Here is an 18310-nt window from a genome sequence, read left to right on the forward strand (position 1 = left end):
GCACGACCTTGCCAAGGTCGGGGTCGCGAGTTCGAGTCTCGTTTCCCGCTCCAAATTCTTCTTGATATCAAAAATATCCACAGCGATAAGATTCGTTGGGGACGTTTTATATTACTTCCGAAATACTCTTGTAAACAGAGTTATCCACAGATTTTGGGTGTGGCCGAAACCGTGTAAAAAGTTAGCAGGGTGAATAGTATCTCTGTAACTTGCTGTATATTCTTGAGAAAATTTGATTTCAAAATGTTATTGAGATCACTTGACCTCATCTCCAGCCCTGATGCTGCTTGAGTTTATAATTTTATTCACAGGCTGTGAATAGTTCACGCATCCCGCGGAAGCCCTTTTTCTATCACTCTCACCAGGCGTTGTTTTTGCGGTGGTTGTACCTCAACCACGCAGGCATTTCGCTTCTCGATTTGCTGCGCAATCGCCCATTCTATGTGTTCGTCGAGAAGTGGGTGCTCACCTCTACGGCTCTCAAGCGCCCGGATATTCGCTTCATCCCACGGGGCATTTCCCAGCGCAACGGCGACATTACGCAGCCAGCGCAGATGGCCAATACGGCGAATGGCCGAACCTTCCGTCACTTTCAGGAACCAGGCTTCACTCCAGGCAAACAGTTCAATGAGCTGTGGCGCATGCAGCGCCTTACGCGGGCTAAAATCCTCTTCGTCCGTGAGTTGCGAGTAGCGGTTCCACGGGCAAATTAACTGACAGTCGTCGCAGCCGTAGATGCGATTGCCGATAAGCGGCCGGAATTCTTCAGGGATCGCCCCTTCCAGTTCGATGGTGAGGTAAGAGATGCAGCGTCGTGCATCCACCGTATAGGGCTCAACGATAGCGCTCGTCGGGCAGATAGTCATACAGGCTACGCAGCGCCCACAGCCTTCTTCTACCGGGCCGTCTACCGGCAGCGGTAAATCAATCAGCAGTTCACCAAGGAAAAAGAACGATCCTGCGTCGCGGCTCAGAATAAGTGAGTGCTTACCAGTCCAGCCAAGCCCGGCTTTTTCAGCGATAGGGCGCTCAAGAACAGGCGCGGAGTCGACAAACGGTCTAAAATTCAGCGAAACACAGTGCTGCTGAATAGTTTCGCCGAGTTTTTTTAGTCGGTTACGCAGAAGCTTATGGTAATCACGCCCCAGGGCATACCGGCTAACGTAACCGAGAGAGGGATTTTTTAACGTACGCGCAAAAGCCGCGTTGGCGGGAAGATAATTCATGCGTACGCTGATAACGCGTAACGTACCCGGCAACAGCTCGTGTGGACGGGCCCGCATCATGCCGTGACGCGCCATCCACTCCATTTCGCCGTGGTATTGTTTATCCAGCCAGGCCTGCAGTTTTGGCTCGCTGGCGGAGAGATCGGTGTCGGTGATCCCCACCTTCTGGAAGCCCAGTTCAGCACCCCACTGTTTTATTTTTTGCGCTAACTGATTGAGATCGAGGGGCTGTGACATGACGGACCATACTCTGAAGAAAAACCCCGCAAGTATACCACATTCCATCTGGCATGCGGATGACCTCAGACGCGCCGAAAAAGAGGCCGCAGACAGTCTTGGCATTACCCTTTATGAGCTCATGCAACGGGCGGGCGAGACGGCATTCAACATTGCCCGCAGTGCGTATCCGCAATCCGGCCACTGGCTCATTTTATGCGGACACGGCAATAACGGCGGCGATGGTTACGTTGTCGCCCGGCTGGCGGTCGCGGCAGGTCTCCGCGTTACGTTACTGGCGCTGGAGAGCGATAAGCCGCTGCCGGAAGAAGCCAGCGCCGCGCGGGAAGCCTGGCTGAATGCAGGCGGAGTGATTCATGCATCCGATATCGTCTGGCCAGAGGATGTTGATCTGATTGTTGATGGTCTGCTGGGCACCGGGTTACGTAGTGCGCCCCGTGATAACGTAGCCGCTCTGATTGCGCGCGCCAATGCCCATACCGCGCCGGTGGTGGCACTGGATATTCCCTCTGGTCTGTTGGCGGAAACCGGTGCGACGCCAGGAGCGGTGATCCAGGCCGCGCATACTGTCACGTTTATTGCCCTGAAGCCCGGGTTACTCACCGGGAAAGCGAGGGATGTGGTGGGCTCGTTGCACCATAACGCCCTGGGGCTGGAGAGCTGGCTTGCCGGGCAGGAGATACACCTTTCCCGCTTTGATGCTACTCAACTTAGCCACTGGCTGCCGCCGCGTCGGCCAACGTCGCACAAGGGAGACCACGGCAGGCTGGTCATCATTGGCGGCGATCACGGCACTGCTGGCGCAATCCGGATGACGGGGGAAGCTGCGTTGCGTAGCGGTGCGGGGCTGGTCCGGGTGCTGACGCGCAGTGAAAATATCCCGCCCATCATTACGGCCCGACCAGAGCTGATGGTGCATGAGCTTACGCAGCAGACCCTTGAAGAGAGTCTTGAGTGGGCGGATGTGGTGGTGATTGGCCCGGGACTCGGGCAACAGGCCTGGGGTAAGCAGGCTCTGCAAAAGGTCGAGAATTTTCGTAAACCGATGCTCTGGGATGCCGATGCGCTGAACCTTCTGGCAATCAACCCGGATAAGCGTCACAATCGCATCCTGACGCCACACCCCGGCGAAGCCGCGCGGCTGCTTAACTGCAGCGTGGCAGAAATTGAAAGCGATCGCTTACTTTCTGCTCGCCGTCTGGTAAAACGTTACGGAGGTGTTGCCGTTCTCAAAGGGGCGGGAACCGTCATCGCAAGCGATGAGGCACTGGGCATTATTGATGCCGGAAATGCGGGCATGGCGAGTGGCGGAATGGGCGATGTGCTTTCAGGCATCATCGGCGCATTGCTCGGGCAGAAACTTCCCCTTTATGATGCAGCCTGTGCCGGCTGCGTGGCTCACGGTGCGGCGGCTGACAGCCTGGCTGCACGGTATGGCACACGCGGTATGCTGGCCACCGATCTTTTTTGCACGCTGCGGCGTGTTGTTAACCCGGATGTGATTGACGTAGAAAATGACTAATCGAGCGATTCCTTTACCTGATGAACAAGCCACTTTAGAACTCGGCAAGCGCGTGGCGCAGGCCTGTCAGGGGGCGACTGTCATTTATCTTTATGGTGATTTAGGTGCGGGTAAAACCACCTTCAGCCGGGGTTTTTTGCAGGCGTTAGGCCATAACGGGAATGTGAAAAGCCCAACCTACACGCTGGTAGAACCGTACACTCTTGAAAATCTCATGGTGTATCACTTCGATTTATACCGACTTGCGGATCCTGAGGAGCTGGAATTTATGGGGATCCGTGATTATTTTGCCAATGATGCCATCTGCCTGGTGGAGTGGCCGCAACAAGGTGCGGGTGTGTTGCCTGACCCGGATGTCGAAATTCACTTAGATTACCAGGCACAAGGGCGTGAGGCGCGCATCAGTGCTGTTTCCTCATCAGGCAGTTCCTTACTGGCGCGTTTAGCCGGTTGAGCGTAGGGATGACGGGATGATAAATCGCGTTAAAGGTTGGTTATTGGCTGCCACAGTGCTGCTGTGCGCGCAGGCTGGTGCGGCAAGCCTCTCGGATATTCAGGTGTCGAACGGGGAGAGTCAGGCCCGGATCACGTTCAGTTTTATGGGCGACCCTGAATATGCTTTTTCTCAACCAGACAGCCGCAGCGTGGCGCTGGATATCAAACAGACGGGTGTGATCCAGGGGTTGCCCTTGCAGTTCAGCGGTAACAACCTGGTCAAAAGTATTCGTTCCGGTACGCCAAAAGACAGTCAGTCATTGCGCCTGGTGGTCGATCTGACCGAAAAGGGTAAAACGCGGGCGGTGAAGCAGCAAAACGGCGCGAATTATACGGTGGTCTTTACCATCAATGCCGATGCGCCACCGCCACCGCCGCCGGTTGTGGCGAAACGGGTGGAAGAGCCGGTTTATACCCCGCGCCCGTCTGAACCTGCGCGGAATCCGTTTAAAACCGACAACGATCGCATCACCGGCGTTACCAGCAGTAATACCGTGACGCGCCCGGCGGCCAGCGCGCGTCGTGTGGTCAGCGGTGATAAAGTGATTATCGCCATTGATGCCGGTCATGGCGGGCAGGATCCTGGTGCAATTGGTCCAGGTGGTACGCGCGAGAAAAACGTGACCATCGCCATTGCCCGTAAGCTACGGACGCTGTTGAACGATGACCCGATGTTTAAAGGCGTATTGACCCGTGACGGCGATTACTTTATCTCCGTGATGGGACGCTCAGACGTGGCGCGTAAACAAAATGCTAACTTCCTGGTCTCCATTCATGCGGATGCCGCGCCAAACCGTAACGCCACGGGGGCATCGGTGTGGGTGCTGTCAAACCGTCGGGCGAACAGTGAAATGGCTAACTGGCTTGAAGAGCATGAGAAGCAGTCCGAACTGTTGGGTGGGGCGGGCGATGTGCTGGCCAACAGCCAGTCTGACCCGTATCTCAGCCAGGCGGTGCTCGATTTACAGTTCGGTCATTCTCAGCGCGTCGGGTATGATGTCGCCACCAACGTACTGAATCAGCTGCAAGGCATCGGGGCATTGCATAAACGCCGTCCGGAGCATGCGAGCCTTGGGGTTCTGCGTTCGCCGGACATTCCATCGATCCTCGTGGAAACGGGCTTTATCAGTAATAACAGCGAAGAGCGTTTGCTGGGCAGCGACAGCTATCAGCAGCAAATTGCCGAAGCGATTTATAACGGTCTGCGTAAATATTTTGAGGCTCATCCGCTGCAGTCTGCGCCGCAGGGCGGTGCAGCCCAGACGGCCAGCGCCGTGCTGCCGGGTGAGATGACCGCGACCAACTAAGGAGAATTCATGCCGATTCAGGTTCTACCGCCGCAGCTTGCGAACCAAATCGCCGCCGGTGAGGTGGTGGAGCGCCCTGCGTCGGTGGTGAAGGAGCTGGTCGAAAACAGTCTTGATGCGGGAGCCACCCGCATCGATATTGATATCGAACGTGGTGGCGCAAAGCTGATTCGCATTCGGGATAACGGGTGCGGTATCAAAAAAGAGGAGCTGGCGCTGGCGCTGGCGCGTCACGCGACCAGTAAAATCGCCTCTCTGGACGACCTGGAAGCGATCATCAGCCTCGGGTTTCGCGGCGAGGCGCTGGCCAGTATCAGCTCGGTTTCCCGTTTAACGCTGACCTCCCGAACGGCCGAACAGCAGGAAGCCTGGCAGGCCTATGCCGAAGGGCGCGATATGGACGTCACGATTAAACCTGCGGCGCATCCTGTTGGCACGACGCTCGAAGTATTGGATCTCTTCTACAACACTCCCGCCCGCCGTAAGTTTATGCGCACCGAGAAGACCGAATTCGGTCATATCGATGAGATTATCCGCCGTATCGCGCTGGCGCGTTTCGATGTCACCATCAACCTCAGCCACAACGGCAAGGTGATGCGCCAGTACCGCGCAGTAGCGGAGGGCGGCCAGAAAGAGCGTCGTCTGGGGGCAATCTGCGGTACGCCGTTTCTGGAACAGGCGCTGGCCATTGAATGGCAGCACGGTGATTTGGCCTTACGCGGTTGGGTTGCCGACCCGAACGCCAGTAGCGCCGCCTTCGCGGAGATCCAGTATTGCTACGTAAACGGCCGCATGATGCGCGACCGTCTGATCAACCACGCCATTCGTCAGGCCTGTGAAGATAAGCTCGGCGCGGATCAGCAGCCTGCGTTTGTGCTTTATCTGGAAATCGACCCGCATCAGGTTGATGTTAACGTCCATCCTGCCAAGCATGAAGTTCGGTTCCATCAGTCGCGGCTGGTGCACGATTTCATCTATCAGGGCGTGCTGAGCGTTTTGCAGCAGCAGGTTGAACCCACGCTGCCGCTGGAAAAAGAAGAGCCCGCTCCGCGTCCAATACCGGAAAACCGTGTTGCGGCGGGGCGTAACCATTTTGCCGAGCCAGCTGTCGCGCGTGAACCGGAAGCGCCACGTTTCTCGTCGGCAGGAAGCGCGCCGCGACCCACCGGTGCGAACTATCCCAACGCTCAGCCCGGCTATCAAAAGCAGCAGGGGGCGTTGTACCGTAAACTGCTGGAAACTCCCGCAGTCACGCGTAAAGAGCACAGTGAGGTACAAGCGCCTTCGCTGGAAGGGCATAGTCAGAGCTTTGGCCGGGTACTGACGATTATTGCGCCGGATATGGCGTTACTCGAACGCGAGGGCAAGCTCATGCTCCTGGCCCTGCCGGTTGCAGAACGCTGGCTAAAACAGGTGCAGCTGACCCCGGGAGAAAACGCGGCTTGTGCGCAACCGCTTTTGATCCCGGTTCGACTAAAAATATCCACTGAAGAAACAAGGGTACTGCAGCGCGCAGAGGCCCAACTGGCGCAGATGGGGATTGAAATGGTACTGGAATCACAGCATGTGACAATTCGCGCAGTGCCTTTACCCTTACGCCAACAAAATTTACAAAACTTGATTCCTGAACTGATAGGCTACCTGGCGCAACAAACAACGTTTGATGCCGCCAACACCGCGCAGTGGATCGCCCGCCATTTGGCCAGCGAACATACGCCGTGGAGTATGGCACAGGCGATTAGCGTGCTGGCAGAGGTGGAACGCCTTTGCCCGCATCTGGTGAAAGCACCGCCGGGTGGATTATTACAACCTGTTGATTTACAAACGGCGATGACTGCCCTTAAAGATGATTGATGTCAGTAAGGCGAGCCTGCCTAAGGCGATTTTTTTGATGGGCCCTACGGCCTCCGGCAAAACGGCGTTAGCCATTGAGCTACGTAAAGTTTTGCCCGTAGAGTTGATTAGTGTCGATTCTGCCCTCATCTACCGAGGAATGGACATTGGCACGGCGAAGCCCGACGCAGCCGAACTGCGCGCGGCTCCGCATCGTTTGCTGGACATTCTCGACCCGGCGCAGGCCTACTCCGCAGCGGATTTCCGCCGCGATGCCTTAGCCGAGATGGCCGAGATAACGGCGGCGGGACGTATACCGCTGTTGGTTGGCGGCACCATGCTCTATTTCAAGGCGTTGCTGGAGGGGCTCTCTCCTCTGCCATCGGCGGACCCTGAAATAAGAGCAAAAATTGAACAGCAGGCGGCAGAGCAGGGATGGGACGTTTTGCATCAGCAACTGGCAGAGATTGACCCGGTTGCCGCAGCACGGATCCATCCAAATGATCCGCAAAGGCTTTCCCGGGCACTGGAAGTTTTTTTCATTTCGGGTAAAACTTTAACGGAACTGACGCAAACGTCAGGAGACGCTCTGCCGTATCAGGTGCATCAGTTCGCTATCGCCCCGGCGAGCCGTGAACTGCTCCATCAACGAATTGAGCAGCGTTTTCATCAGATGTTGGCTTCAGATTTTGAAGCAGAAGTGCGGGCGTTATTTGCCCGTGGAGATTTGCATACGGACATGCCTTCCGTTCGTTGTGTGGGATACCGCCAGATGTGGTCATATCTTGAAGGCGAGATTTCATATGATGAAATGGTTTATAGAGGTGTTTGCGCCACGAGACAGTTAGCGAAGCGCCAGATCACCTGGTTGCGCGGTTGGGAAGGGGTTCACTGGTTAGACAGCGAAAAACCGCAACAGGCGCTAAACGAAGTGATTGAGGTTATTGGTGATATCGCTCACTGAATGTGTACAATTGAGACGTATCGTGCGCAATTTTTCAGAATCGCAAGGTTCTAAGTACAAAACAAGCATATAAGGAAAAGATAGAATGGCTAAGGGGCAATCTTTACAAGATCCGTTCCTGAACGCATTGCGTCGGGAACGTGTTCCAGTTTCTATTTATTTGGTGAATGGTATTAAGCTGCAAGGTCAGATTGAGTCTTTCGATCAGTTCGTGATCCTGTTGAAAAACACGGTCAGCCAGATGGTCTACAAGCACGCTATTTCTACTGTTGTTCCGTCCCGTCCGGTATCTCATCACAGCAATAACGCTGGCGGCGGCACTGGTAGTAACTACCATCATGGCAGCAACTCGCAGGGTTCTTCTGCTCCTGCGCAGGACAGCGACGAGACCGAATAAGGTTTCGCACTGTTATCCACACGGGGAGCCAGGGATCCTGCGTTCCCCGCTGATATTTTTAGAGGGTTTTACGCTTGTTTGACCGTTATGATGCCGGTGAGCAGGCGGTGCTGGTACACATCTATTTTTCGCAAGACAAAGATATGGAAGACCTCCAGGAGTTTGAATCTCTGGTCTCTTCCGCCGGTGTCGAAGCAATGCAGGTGATTACCGGTAGCCGTAAAGCGCCGCACCCAAAGTATTTTGTTGGTGAAGGTAAAGCAGTAGAAATTGCGGATGCCGTAAAAGCAACCGGTGCGTCAGTCGTGTTGTTTGATCATGCGCTGTCTCCGGCTCAGGAGCGTAACCTGGAAGCGCTTTGCGAATGCCGTGTTATCGATCGCACGGGGTTGATTTTAGATATTTTTGCTCAGCGTGCACGTACCCACGAGGGTAAGCTGCAGGTTGAGCTGGCGCAGCTGCGCCATCTGGCCACGCGTCTTGTACGTGGCTGGACCCACCTTGAACGACAAAAAGGCGGGATTGGTTTGCGCGGTCCGGGTGAAACCCAGCTCGAAACCGACCGCCGTTTGCTGCGCGGCCGTATTACCCAGATCCTCTCTCGTCTGGAAAGAGTCGAGAAACAGCGTGAGCAGGGACGTCGGGCGCGTACGAAAGCCGACATCCCGACGGTGTCGCTGGTGGGGTATACCAACGCCGGTAAATCCACCCTGTTTAACCAGATTACCGAGGCCCAGGTCTATGCCGCAGACCAGCTGTTTGCGACCCTGGACCCAACGTTGCGTCGTATCGACGTGGCGGATGTGGGTGAAACCGTGCTGGCGGATACCGTAGGGTTTATCCGCCACCTGCCGCATGATCTGGTGGCCGCGTTTAAAGCCACCCTGCAGGAGACGCGTCAGGCGACCCTGCTGCTGCACGTGATTGATGCTGCAGATGTCCGCGTGCAGGAAAACATCGACGCGGTGAATGTGGTGCTCGAAGAGATCGAGGCCCACGAGATCCCAACGCTGTTGGTGATGAACAAGATCGACATGCTGGATGATTTTGAGCCGCGTATCGATCGTGATGAAGAGAACAAACCAATTCGGGTCTGGCTTTCCGCCCAGACCGGTATTGGCGTGCCACTGCTTTTCCAGGCTTTGACAGAACGTCTTTCCGGTGAGGTAGCCCAGCACACGCTGCGACTGCCACCACAGGAAGGCAGGCTGCGCAGCCGGTTTTATCAGCTTCAGGCGATAGAAAAAGAGTGGATGGAGGATGACGGCAGCGTGGGGATGCAGGTGCGTATGCCGATCGTTGACTGGCGTCGCCTCTGTAAACAAGAACCTGCGCTGGTCGACTATATCGTCTGATCGGAAAGGGGATGCCTGAATAATTCGCCCTTGCATAACAAATATGGAGCATATACATGGCGTGGAATCAGCCCGGTAATAACGGACAGGACCGCGACCCGTGGGGAAGCAGCAATAATCAAGGCGGCAACTCTGGGGGAAATGGCAACAAAGGTGGTCGCGATCAGGGGCCGCCGGATCTGGATGATATCTTCCGCAAGCTAAGCAAGAAGCTTGGTGGGCTTGGTGGAGGAAAAGGGTCTGGCTCGGGTGGCAATTCTACCCAGGGCCCGCGTCCGCAAATGGGTGGTCGCATCGTGGGCATTGTGGCCGCTGCCGTGGTCATCATCTGGGCAGCCAGCGGGTTCTACACCATTAAAGAAGCCGAGCGCGGCGTGGTCACCCGTTTTGGTAAGTTCAGCCATCTGGTTGAGCCGGGCCTGAACTGGAAACCGACCTTCATTGACGACGTCACTGCAGTGAACGTGGAGTCGGTGCGTGAGCTGGCCGCTTCCGGCGTGATGCTGACCTCTGATGAGAACGTAGTGCGCGTTGAGATGAACGTGCAATATCGTGTTACGGACCCAGAACGTTATCTGTTTAGCGTGACCAGTGCCGATGACAGCCTGCGTCAGGCGACCGACAGCGCCCTGCGTGGCGTGATCGGTAAATACACCATGGACCGCATTCTGACTGAAGGTCGTACCGTTATTCGTAGCGATACCCAGCGTGAGCTGGAAGAGACCATTCGTCCGTACAACATGGGTATCACCCTGCTGGACGTCAACTTCCAGGCTGCTCGTCCGCCGGAAGAGGTGAAAGCCGCGTTTGATGACGCGATTGCCGCGCGTGAGAACGAACAGCAGTACATCCGTGAAGCGGAAGCGTACGCCAACGAAGTTCAGCCACGTGCTAACGGTCAGGCGCAGCGTATTCTTGAAGAAGCACGCGCGTATAAGACCCAGACCATCCTGGAAGCGCAGGGTGAAGTGGCACGTTTCGCGAAAATCCTGCCGGAATATAAAGCGGCTCCGGAAATTACCCGCGAGCGTCTTTATATCGAAACCATGGAAAAAGTGCTGAGCCATACACGTAAAGTGCTGGTTAACGACAGCAAAGGTGGAAACCTGATGGTACTGCCGCTGGATCAGATGCTGAAAGGCGGTTCTGCACCGGCAGCAAAAGACAACAGCGGTGCGAATAACCTGCTGCGTCTGCCACCTGCATCGTCCGGTAGCTCCAGCGCAACAACCACGCCTTCTTCGAACGATGGTGACATTATGGACCAACGCCGTGCTAACGCGCAGCGTAACGACTACCAGCGTCAGGGGGAATAAGGATGCGTAAGTCAGTTATTGCGATCATCGTCATCGTACTGGTCGTACTTTATACCTCTATCTTTGTGGTGAAAGAGGGCGAGCGCGGGATTAAGTTCCAGTTCAGCAGCGTCGTCCGTGACAGTGACAAGCGTCCGGTGATTTATGAGCCGGGTCTGCACTTCAAGGTTCCTTTTATCCAGTCAGTGAAGACGCTTGATGCGCGTATCCAGACCATGGATAACCAGGCCGACCGTTTCGTGACCAAAGAGAAGAAAGACCTGATCGTTGACTCCTATATCAAGTGGCGTATCAGTGATTTCAGCCGTTACTTCCTGGCAACGGGCGGCGGTGATGTTTCTCAGGCGGAAGTGCTGTTGAAACGTAAATTCTCTGACCGTCTGCGTTCTGAGATTGGTCGTCTGGATGTGAAAGACATCGTGACCGACTCTCGTGGTCGTCTGACGCTGGAAGTGCGCGATGCGCTGAACTCCGGCACCGCGGGTACGGAAGACGAAGTTGAAACGCCAGCAGCGGACGATGCAATTGCTAAAGCGGCGGAACGTGTTCAGGCTGAAACCAATGGTAAAGTGCCTGTAATCAACCCGAACAGTATGGCTGCGCTGGGTATCGAAGTGGTGGATGTGCGTATTAAGCAGATCAACCTGCCGGCGGAAGTGTCTGAGGCGATCTACAACCGTATGCGCGCCGAGCGTGAAGCGGTAGCCCGTCGTCACCGTTCACAGGGTCAGGAAGAAGCGGAAAAACTGCGTGCGGCCGCGGATTACGAAGTGACCAAGACGCTGGCGGAATCTGAGCGTCAGGGCCGTATCCTGCGTGGTGAAGGTGATGCGGAAGCCGCGAAACTGTTCGCCGATGCGTTTAGCCAGGATCCAGACTTCTATGCCTTTATCCGTAGCCTGCGTGCTTACGAGAATAGCTTCCAGAGCAACCAGGATGTGATGGTGCTCAGCCCGGACAGCGATTTCTTCCGTTATATGAAGACGCCGACTAACGCAACGCGATAAACTCAGTCTCGTTTGAGTATTCAAACCACCGCTCTTAACGGAGCGGTGGTTTTCTTTTATAAGGATTAAAAATGAATTCAACGATCTGGCTGGCACTGGCGCTGGTTTTAGTCCTGGAAGGCCTGGGCCCGATGCTCTATCCGCGCGCCTGGCGTCGCATGATCGCCACCCTGAGCCAGTTGCCGGATAATATTTTGCGCCGATTCGGCGGCGGTCTTGTGGTTGCTGGTATTGTTATCTACTACATGTTGAGGAAAACGATTGGCTGATCAAAAAGTGATCGGTTTTGGCATATTTTGGGGTCAAAAAGTGCTGTATATCTGAAAAAGCGATGGTAGAATCCATTTTTAAGCAAACGGTGATTTTGAAAAAAATGGGTAACAACGTCGTCGTACTGGGCACCCAATGGGGTGACGAAGGTAAAGGGAAGATTGTTGATCTTCTGACTGAACGGGCTAAATATGTTGTACGCTACCAGGGCGGTCACAACGCAGGCCATACTCTCGTAATCAACGGTGAAAAAACCGTCCTCCATCTTATTCCATCAGGCATTCTCCGCGAAAACGTCACCAGCATCATCGGCAACGGCGTAGTGCTGTCTCCGGCTGCGCTGATGAAAGAGATGAAAGGTCTGGAAGACCGTGGTATCCCGGTTCGCGAGCGTCTGCTGCTCTCCGAAGCCTGCCCACTGATCCTTGATTATCACGTGGCGCTGGACGTTGCGCGTGAAAAAGCGCGTGGCGCGAAAGCGATCGGCACCACCGGTCGTGGTATCGGCCCGGCTTATGAAGACAAAGTGGCTCGTCGCGGTCTGCGCGTGGGCGACCTGTTCGATAAAGCCACCTTCGCTGAAAAACTGAAAGAAGTGATGGAATATCACAACTTCCAGCTGGTGAACTTCTACAAAGCAGACGCTGTTGACTACCAGAAAGTGCTGGATGATGTCATGGCGATTGCAGACATTCTGACCGGCATGGTAGTTGATGTGTCCGATCTGCTGGACCAGGCGCGCAAGCGTGGCGATTTCGTCATGTTCGAAGGTGCGCAGGGTACGCTGCTGGATATCGACCACGGTACCTATCCGTACGTAACCTCCTCTAACACCACCGCAGGTGGCGTGGCGACCGGCTCTGGCCTGGGTCCACGTTATGTGGATTACGTTCTGGGCATCATCAAAGCGTACTCCACTCGCGTAGGTGCGGGTCCATTCCCGACCGAGCTGTTTGATGAAACCGGCGAGTTCCTGTGCAAGCAAGGTAACGAGTTTGGCGCGACCACCGGTCGTCGTCGTCGTACCGGCTGGCTGGATGCAGTGGCTGTGCGTCGTGCAGTGCAGATCAACTCCCTGTCTGGCTTCTGCCTGACCAAACTGGACGTCCTGGACGGCCTGAAAGAGGTGAAAATCTGCGTCGGCTACCGCATGCCAGATGGCCGTGAAGTGACCACCACTCCGCTGGCTGCTGACGACTGGGAAGGTATCGAGCCAATCTACGAAACCATGCCAGGCTGGTCTGAGACCACTTTCGGTGTGAAAGAGCGTAGCGGCCTGCCACAGGCAGCGCTGGATTACATCAAGCGCATTGAAGAACTGACCGAAGTGCCGATCGACATTATCTCTACCGGCCCGGATCGTACTGAAACGATGATTCTGCGCGACCCGTTCGACGCATAATCTTCGTGACTGCTGGCCTGCGGGGAAACCCGTAGGCCGGATAAGCGTAGCGCCATCCGGCGACCGCTCCTGGATATCCGCTTTTTCGCCCCGTCTGTCAAATAAATTAGCCCCTAACTATCTGGCTGGTTTATCATCATTAATGAATATCTCTGCGGTTTTACCGCGTTTTCCCTTTTTTCCTGAGGTTGATGTGCAGTTAACAAGTTTCACCGATTACGGCTTACGCGCGCTAATCTACATGGCGTCGTTACCCGATGGGAAAATGACCAGTATCTCTGAAGTGACAGAGGTCTACGGCGTGTCCCGTAATCATATGGTCAAAATAATCAATCAACTTAGTCGTGCCGGATACGTTGCTGCCGTCCGCGGGAAAAATGGTGGGATCCGTCTCGGTAAACCGGCGCAAAGTATTCGTATTGGGGATGTGGTGCGTGAACTGGAGCCTTTGTCTCTGGTGAACTGCAGCAGTGAGTTCTGCCACATTACACCCGCTTGTCGCCTGAAACAGGCGCTTTCTCTGGCCGTGCAAAGTTTTCTCAAGGAACTGGATAACTACACGCTGGCCGATTTGGTTGAAGAGAATCAACCGCTTTATAAATTATTGCTGGTGGAATGAAGAAAATTCCCACCGGAGCTGACAACGGAGGAACCGATATGTCACATGATCCTTTCCAGGAACGCGAAGCTGAAAAATACGCGAATCCTATCCCCAGCCGCGAGTTCATCATTGAACACTTAACAAAACGCGAAAAACCCGCCAATCGTGAAGAACTTGCTGTTGAATTAAACATTGAAGGTGAAGAGCAAACTGAAGCCCTTCGCCGCCGCCTGCGCGCCATGGAGCGCGACGGGCAACTGGTCTTTACCCGTCGCCAGTGCTATGCGCTGCCAGAACGCCTCGACCTGTTGAAAGGGACCGTCATTGGTCACCGCGACGGTTACGGTTTTTTGCGCGTAGAGGGCCGCAAAGACGACCTCTATCTCTCATCCGAACAGATGAAAATGTGTATTCACGGCGACCAGATCCTGGCGCAGCCGCTGGGTGCCGATCGTAAAGGCCGTCGCGAAGCACGCGTGGTTCGCGTGCTGGTGCCAAAAACCAGCCAGATCGTTGGCCGCTACTTTACCGATGCCGGTGTAGGCTTTGTGGTACCGGATGACAGCCGTCTGAGCTTCGATATCCTGATCCCGCCTGAAGAGGTGATGGGCGCGCGCATGGGCTTTGTGGTAGTAGTGGAGCTTACCCAACGTCCAACGCGTCGCACCAAAGCGGTAGGTAAAATCGTCGAAGTGCTGGGCGATAACATGGGTACCGGCATGGCTGTTGATATGGCCCTGCGTACACATGAGATCCCCTACATCTGGCCAAAAGCGGTTGAAGAGCAGATTGTGGGCCTGAAGGAAGAGGTTCCGGAAGAGTCCAAAGCGGGACGCGTGGATCTCCGCAGTTTGCCGCTGGTCACCATTGATGGAGAAGATGCCCGCGACTTTGATGACGCCGTATACTGCGAGAAAAAACGCGGTGGCGGCTGGCGTCTGTGGGTTGCTATCGCCGACGTGAGCTATTACGTTCGTCCCCATACGCCGCTCGATAACGAAGCGCGCAGCCGTGGTACGTCGGTTTACTTCCCGTCTCAGGTGGTACCGATGCTGCCGGAAGTGCTCTCCAACGGCCTCTGTTCCCTGAACCCGCAGGTTGATCGCCTGTGTATGGTTTGCGAGATGACCATCTCCAGTAAAGGTCGCTTAACCGGTTATAAATTCTACGAAGCGGTAATGAGCTCCCATGCGCGTCTGACCTATACCAAGGTCTGGCATATGCTGCAGGGCGATCAGGACCTGCGTGAACAGTATGCGCCGCTGGTGAAGCACATCGAAGAGTTGCATAACCTCTACAAAACGCTGGATCAGGCGCGTGAAGAGCGCGGTGGGATCTCGTTTGAGAGCGAAGAGGCGAAGTTCATTTTCAACGCTGAACGCCGCATTGAGCGTATTGAACAGACCCAGCGTAACGATGCGCATAAGCTGATCGAAGAGTGTATGATCCTGGCGAACATCTCGGCGGCCCGTTTTGTCGAGAAAGCTAAAGAGCCGGCGCTGTTCCGTATCCACGATAAACCGTCGACGGAAGCCATTACCGCGTTCCGCTCCGTACTGGCTGAACTCGGTCTGGAGCTGCCTGGCGGTAACAAGCCAGAGCCGCGCGATTATGCCGAGCTGCTGGAATCCATTGGCGATCGTCCGGATGCAGAAATGCTGCAGACCATGCTGCTGCGCTCCATGAAGCAGGCGATTTACGACCCGGAAAACCGGGGTCACTTCGGTCTGGCGCTGCAGTCTTACGCGCACTTTACGTCGCCGATCCGCCGTTATCCGGACCTGTCTTTGCACCGTGCGATCAAGTATCTGCTGGCGCAGGAGCAGGGCCATAAAGGGAACACGACTGAAACCGGCGGGTACCACTATTCAATGGAAGAGATGCTGCAGCTTGGCCAGCACTGTTCCATGGCCGAACGCCGTGCCGATGAAGCGACGCGCGAAGTCTCTGACTGGCTGAAATGCGACTTTATGCTGGATCAGGTCGGTAACATTTTCAAAGGTGTTATCGCCAGCGTGACCGGGTTTGGTTTCTTTGTTCGCCTTGACGAGCTGTTTATCGACGGTCTGGTGCATGTCTCCAGCCTCGATAACGACTATTATCGTTTCGACCAGGTTGGACAGCGCCTGATTGGTGAGTCGGGTGGACAGACCTATCGCCTTGGCGACCGGGTGGAAGTCAAAGTCGAAGCCGTCAACATGGACGAGCGTAAGATTGACTTCAGTCTGATCTCCAGCGAGCGCGCGCCGCGCAACGTAGGTAAAACCGCGCGTGAGAAGGCGAAAAAAGGCGGTAACGGCAACGCGAGCGGCAAACGTCGTCAGGCGGGTAAGAAAGTGAACTTCGAGCCAGACAGCGCCTTCCGCGGTGAGAAAAAGCAGAAGCCAAAAGCGGCGAAGAAAGAGGCTCGCAAGGCGAAAAAGCCGTCCGCGAAAACACAGAAAATTGCTGCTGCGACCAAAGCGAAGCGCGCAGCGAAGAAACAGCAGGCGGAGTAAATTCTCCCCTCACCCTGACCCTCTCCCCACTGGGGAGAGGGGGAAATACCTATTATGAGAATCATCAATGAGTGAAATGATTTACGGCATCCACGCGGTGCAGGCCCTGCTGGAGCGCGCACCGGAGCGTTTTCAGGAAGTGTTCATTCTGAAAGGGCGTGAAGACAAACGTCTGATGCCGCTGATCCACGCGCTGGAGGCGCAGGGCGTGGTGATCCAGCTGGCCAACCGCCAGTTCCTGGATGAGAAAAGTGAAGGCGCGGTTCACCAGGGGATTATTGCCCGCGTGAAGCCAGGCCGTCAGTATCAGGAAAACGATCTGCCGGATTTGATCGCCGCACTGGATAACCCGTTCTTCCTGATCCTTGATGGTGTGACCGATCCGCACAACCTCGGCGCGTGCCTGCGCAGCGCCGATGCGGCGGGCGTGCACGCGGTGATCGTACCGAAAGATCGTTCTGCACAACTGAACGCAACGGCGAAGAAAGTGGCCTGCGGTGCAGCGGAAAACGTTCCGCTGATCCGCGTCACCAACCTGGCGCGCACCATGCGTATGCTGCAGGAAGAGAATATCTGGATCGTCGGTACCGCCGGTGAAGCGGATCATACTCTGTATCAGAGCAAAATGACCGGCCGTCTGGCGCTGGTAATGGGTGCGGAAGGTGAAGGCATGCGTCGCCTGACGCGTGAGCACTGCGACGAGCTGATCAGCATCCCGATGGCGGGCAGCGTGTCGTCCCTGAACGTTTCTGTTGCAACGGGTATTTGCCTGTTTGAAGCGGTACGTCAGCGTAGTTGATTATTAAATTATAAAAAAGCCACCCAATTTTGGGTGGCTTTTTTTATGTCCTGGTTGGTAATATAATGAATGGAACTCTTTCGGCTGTTCTATATCAAAAAAACTAACACATGGATGAATTTATGAGATGGTCTCTATCATCGCTTGCTGATGAATTATTGCATCGGAGCGATATTAATATTGATTTAAAAAATAACAATGACGTTCTTATGGTAAAAATGAATGATTATGGAGATTTACCATTAAATATTTTTATTACACCCAAGCAAATTATCATTGATACCTATATTTGTCCTGCCAACATCATCAAACGCCAGGCTGATTTCAATCTCTTTTTATTACGTAATCAAAAAATCCTGCCCTTATCTTCTGTCGGGCTTTCTCTGATCCAGCATGAAGAATATTATGTTGCTTTTGGGGCGTTATCAATAAGTTCATCTCTTGAAGATATTATTCTGGAATTGACAACTCTTGCGGAGAATGCATTGGATCTGGCTGAGCTCACCGAAGAATTTTTAAATTGATGGATAAGGGAAATATATGGGTATCTTAAAAAATCTTTTTACGTTAGGTAAATCGTTACTTAACCAGACTGATGAAGCGATAAAAGAAGCGCAGGGAGTACGGATGCTGGAGCAGCACATTCGTGATGCAAAAGTAGAGTTCGATAAAGCAGGCAAATCACGTGTTGATCTGCTTGCCCGGGTAAAGCTCAGCAATGACAAGATTGCCGAACTGAATGAGCGTAAACAACACCTTGAGTCACGTGCTATTGAAGCGATGAGTAAGAATGTTGATGCTGCGCTGCTCAATGAAGTCGCAGAAGAAATCGCCCGTCTTGAGAATACAATCGCTATTGAAGAGCAGGTCTTGACCTCTCTTGAAACTTCCAGAAATAACGTTGAAAAGGCCGTAGGGATTACAAAGCAGCGTATTGAACAATTTGAACAGCAACTGGAGGTTATCAAAGCTACGGAAGCGATGCAGCGGGCGCAGCAGGCCGTTACAACTTCAACGATCGGAGTAACGTGGCTTTGTTGAATAAATCAGATTTCGGGTAAGTCTCCCCCGTAGCGGGTTG

The 18310-nt window shown here is 54.4% G+C and carries 16 protein-coding genes and 1 pseudogene; 16 read left to right on the forward strand and 1 reads right to left on the reverse strand.

The annotated features are described in order from the left end of the window. Window positions 1–323 precede the first annotated feature (323 nt). A complete protein-coding gene (queG, locus tag HX884_RS20530; RefSeq protein WP_029882404.1) occupies window positions 324–1463 on the reverse strand; it encodes a tRNA epoxyqueuosine(34) reductase QueG in 1140 nt (379 codons plus the stop codon). On the opposite strand from queG, the gene nnr reads away from it, so the two are divergent. From nnr to HX884_RS20610, 16 genes and pseudogenes are all read left to right on the forward strand, one after another. Beyond that, window positions 1462–2985, forward strand: coding sequence for a bifunctional ADP-dependent NAD(P)H-hydrate dehydratase/NAD(P)H-hydrate epimerase (gene nnr, locus HX884_RS20535; protein WP_178328713.1), 1524 nt, complete (start codon window positions 1462–1464; stop codon window positions 2983–2985). The two genes, queG and nnr, sit on opposite strands and share 2 nt — an antisense overlap. Further along, complete coding sequence (gene tsaE, locus HX884_RS20540) at window positions 2978–3439, forward strand: tRNA (adenosine(37)-N6)-threonylcarbamoyltransferase complex ATPase subunit type 1 TsaE (RefSeq protein WP_013095283.1); 462 nt, start codon at window positions 2978–2980, stop codon at window positions 3437–3439. Before nnr ends, tsaE begins: the two co-directional genes overlap by 8 nt. 16 nt (window positions 3440–3455) lie before the next feature. Next, the gene (gene amiB, locus HX884_RS20545; protein WP_020688975.1) at window positions 3456–4787 is read left to right on the forward strand and encodes an N-acetylmuramoyl-L-alanine amidase AmiB; all 1332 of its coding nucleotides are present in this window, start codon (window positions 3456–3458) and stop codon (window positions 4785–4787) included. A gap of 9 nt (window positions 4788–4796) precedes the next feature. After that, on the forward strand, window positions 4797–6641 hold the full coding sequence (mutL, locus tag HX884_RS20550) for a DNA mismatch repair endonuclease MutL (protein WP_061772495.1): 1845 nt from the start codon (window positions 4797–4799) through the stop codon (window positions 6639–6641). After that, the gene (miaA, locus tag HX884_RS20555) at window positions 6634–7584 is read left to right on the forward strand and encodes a tRNA (adenosine(37)-N6)-dimethylallyltransferase MiaA (protein ID WP_020688973.1); all 951 of its coding nucleotides are present in this window, start codon (window positions 6634–6636) and stop codon (window positions 7582–7584) included. Before mutL ends, miaA begins: the two co-directional genes overlap by 8 nt. Window positions 7585–7669: 85 nt before the next feature. After that, a complete protein-coding gene (gene hfq / locus HX884_RS20560; RefSeq protein ID WP_178328714.1) occupies window positions 7670–7981 on the forward strand; it encodes an RNA chaperone Hfq in 312 nt (103 codons plus the stop codon). Between the two features lie 74 nt (window positions 7982–8055). Continuing rightward, entirely contained in the window at window positions 8056–9336 is a 1281-nt protein-coding gene (gene hflX, locus HX884_RS20565) for a ribosome rescue GTPase HflX (RefSeq protein ID WP_013095288.1), read from the forward strand. A gap of 56 nt (window positions 9337–9392) precedes the next feature. After that, window positions 9393–10652 (forward strand): FtsH protease activity modulator HflK, encoded by a 1260-nt coding sequence (gene hflK / locus HX884_RS20570; RefSeq protein WP_013095289.1) that lies wholly within the window; start codon window positions 9393–9395, stop codon window positions 10650–10652. Between the two features lie 2 nt (window positions 10653–10654). Continuing rightward, window positions 10655–11659 carry a protease modulator HflC gene (hflC, locus tag HX884_RS20575; protein WP_013095290.1) on the forward strand — a complete coding sequence of 335 codons (1005 nt, stop codon included), beginning with the start codon at window positions 10655–10657 and terminating at the stop codon, window positions 11657–11659. A gap of 71 nt (window positions 11660–11730) precedes the next feature. Then, window positions 11731–11928 carry a DUF2065 domain-containing protein gene (locus tag HX884_RS20580; protein ID WP_013095291.1) on the forward strand — a complete coding sequence of 66 codons (198 nt, stop codon included), beginning with the start codon at window positions 11731–11733 and terminating at the stop codon, window positions 11926–11928. Window positions 11929–12032: 104 nt separating this feature from the next. Beyond that, complete coding sequence (locus HX884_RS20585) at window positions 12033–13331, forward strand: adenylosuccinate synthase (RefSeq protein WP_006178975.1); 1299 nt, start codon at window positions 12033–12035, stop codon at window positions 13329–13331. Between the two features lie 193 nt (window positions 13332–13524). Beyond that, entirely contained in the window at window positions 13525–13950 is a 426-nt protein-coding gene (nsrR, locus tag HX884_RS20590; RefSeq protein ID WP_014830384.1) for a nitric oxide-sensing transcriptional repressor NsrR, read from the forward strand. 38 nt (window positions 13951–13988) lie between these two features. Beyond that, the gene (gene rnr / locus HX884_RS20595; RefSeq protein WP_178328715.1) at window positions 13989–16430 is read left to right on the forward strand and encodes a ribonuclease R; all 2442 of its coding nucleotides are present in this window, start codon (window positions 13989–13991) and stop codon (window positions 16428–16430) included. Window positions 16431–16497: 67 nt separating this feature from the next. Further along, entirely contained in the window at window positions 16498–17229 is a 732-nt protein-coding gene (gene rlmB, locus HX884_RS20600) for a 23S rRNA (guanosine(2251)-2'-O)-methyltransferase RlmB (protein ID WP_095455151.1), read from the forward strand. A gap of 122 nt (window positions 17230–17351) precedes the next feature. Next, complete coding sequence (locus tag HX884_RS20605; RefSeq protein WP_178328716.1) at window positions 17352–17753, forward strand: YjfI family protein; 402 nt, start codon at window positions 17352–17354, stop codon at window positions 17751–17753. A 16-nt stretch (window positions 17754–17769) separates the two neighbouring features. After that, window positions 17770–18252, forward strand: a pseudogene (locus HX884_RS20610) (PspA/IM30 family protein); the annotation flags it as partial. Between the last annotated feature and the right edge of the window lie 58 nt (window positions 18253–18310).

Origin of the sequence: Enterobacter sp. SECR19-1250 (genome assembly GCF_013391025.1) — a bacterium.
In the GTDB taxonomy this organism is placed as follows: domain Bacteria; phylum Pseudomonadota; class Gammaproteobacteria; order Enterobacterales; family Enterobacteriaceae; genus Enterobacter; species Enterobacter cloacae.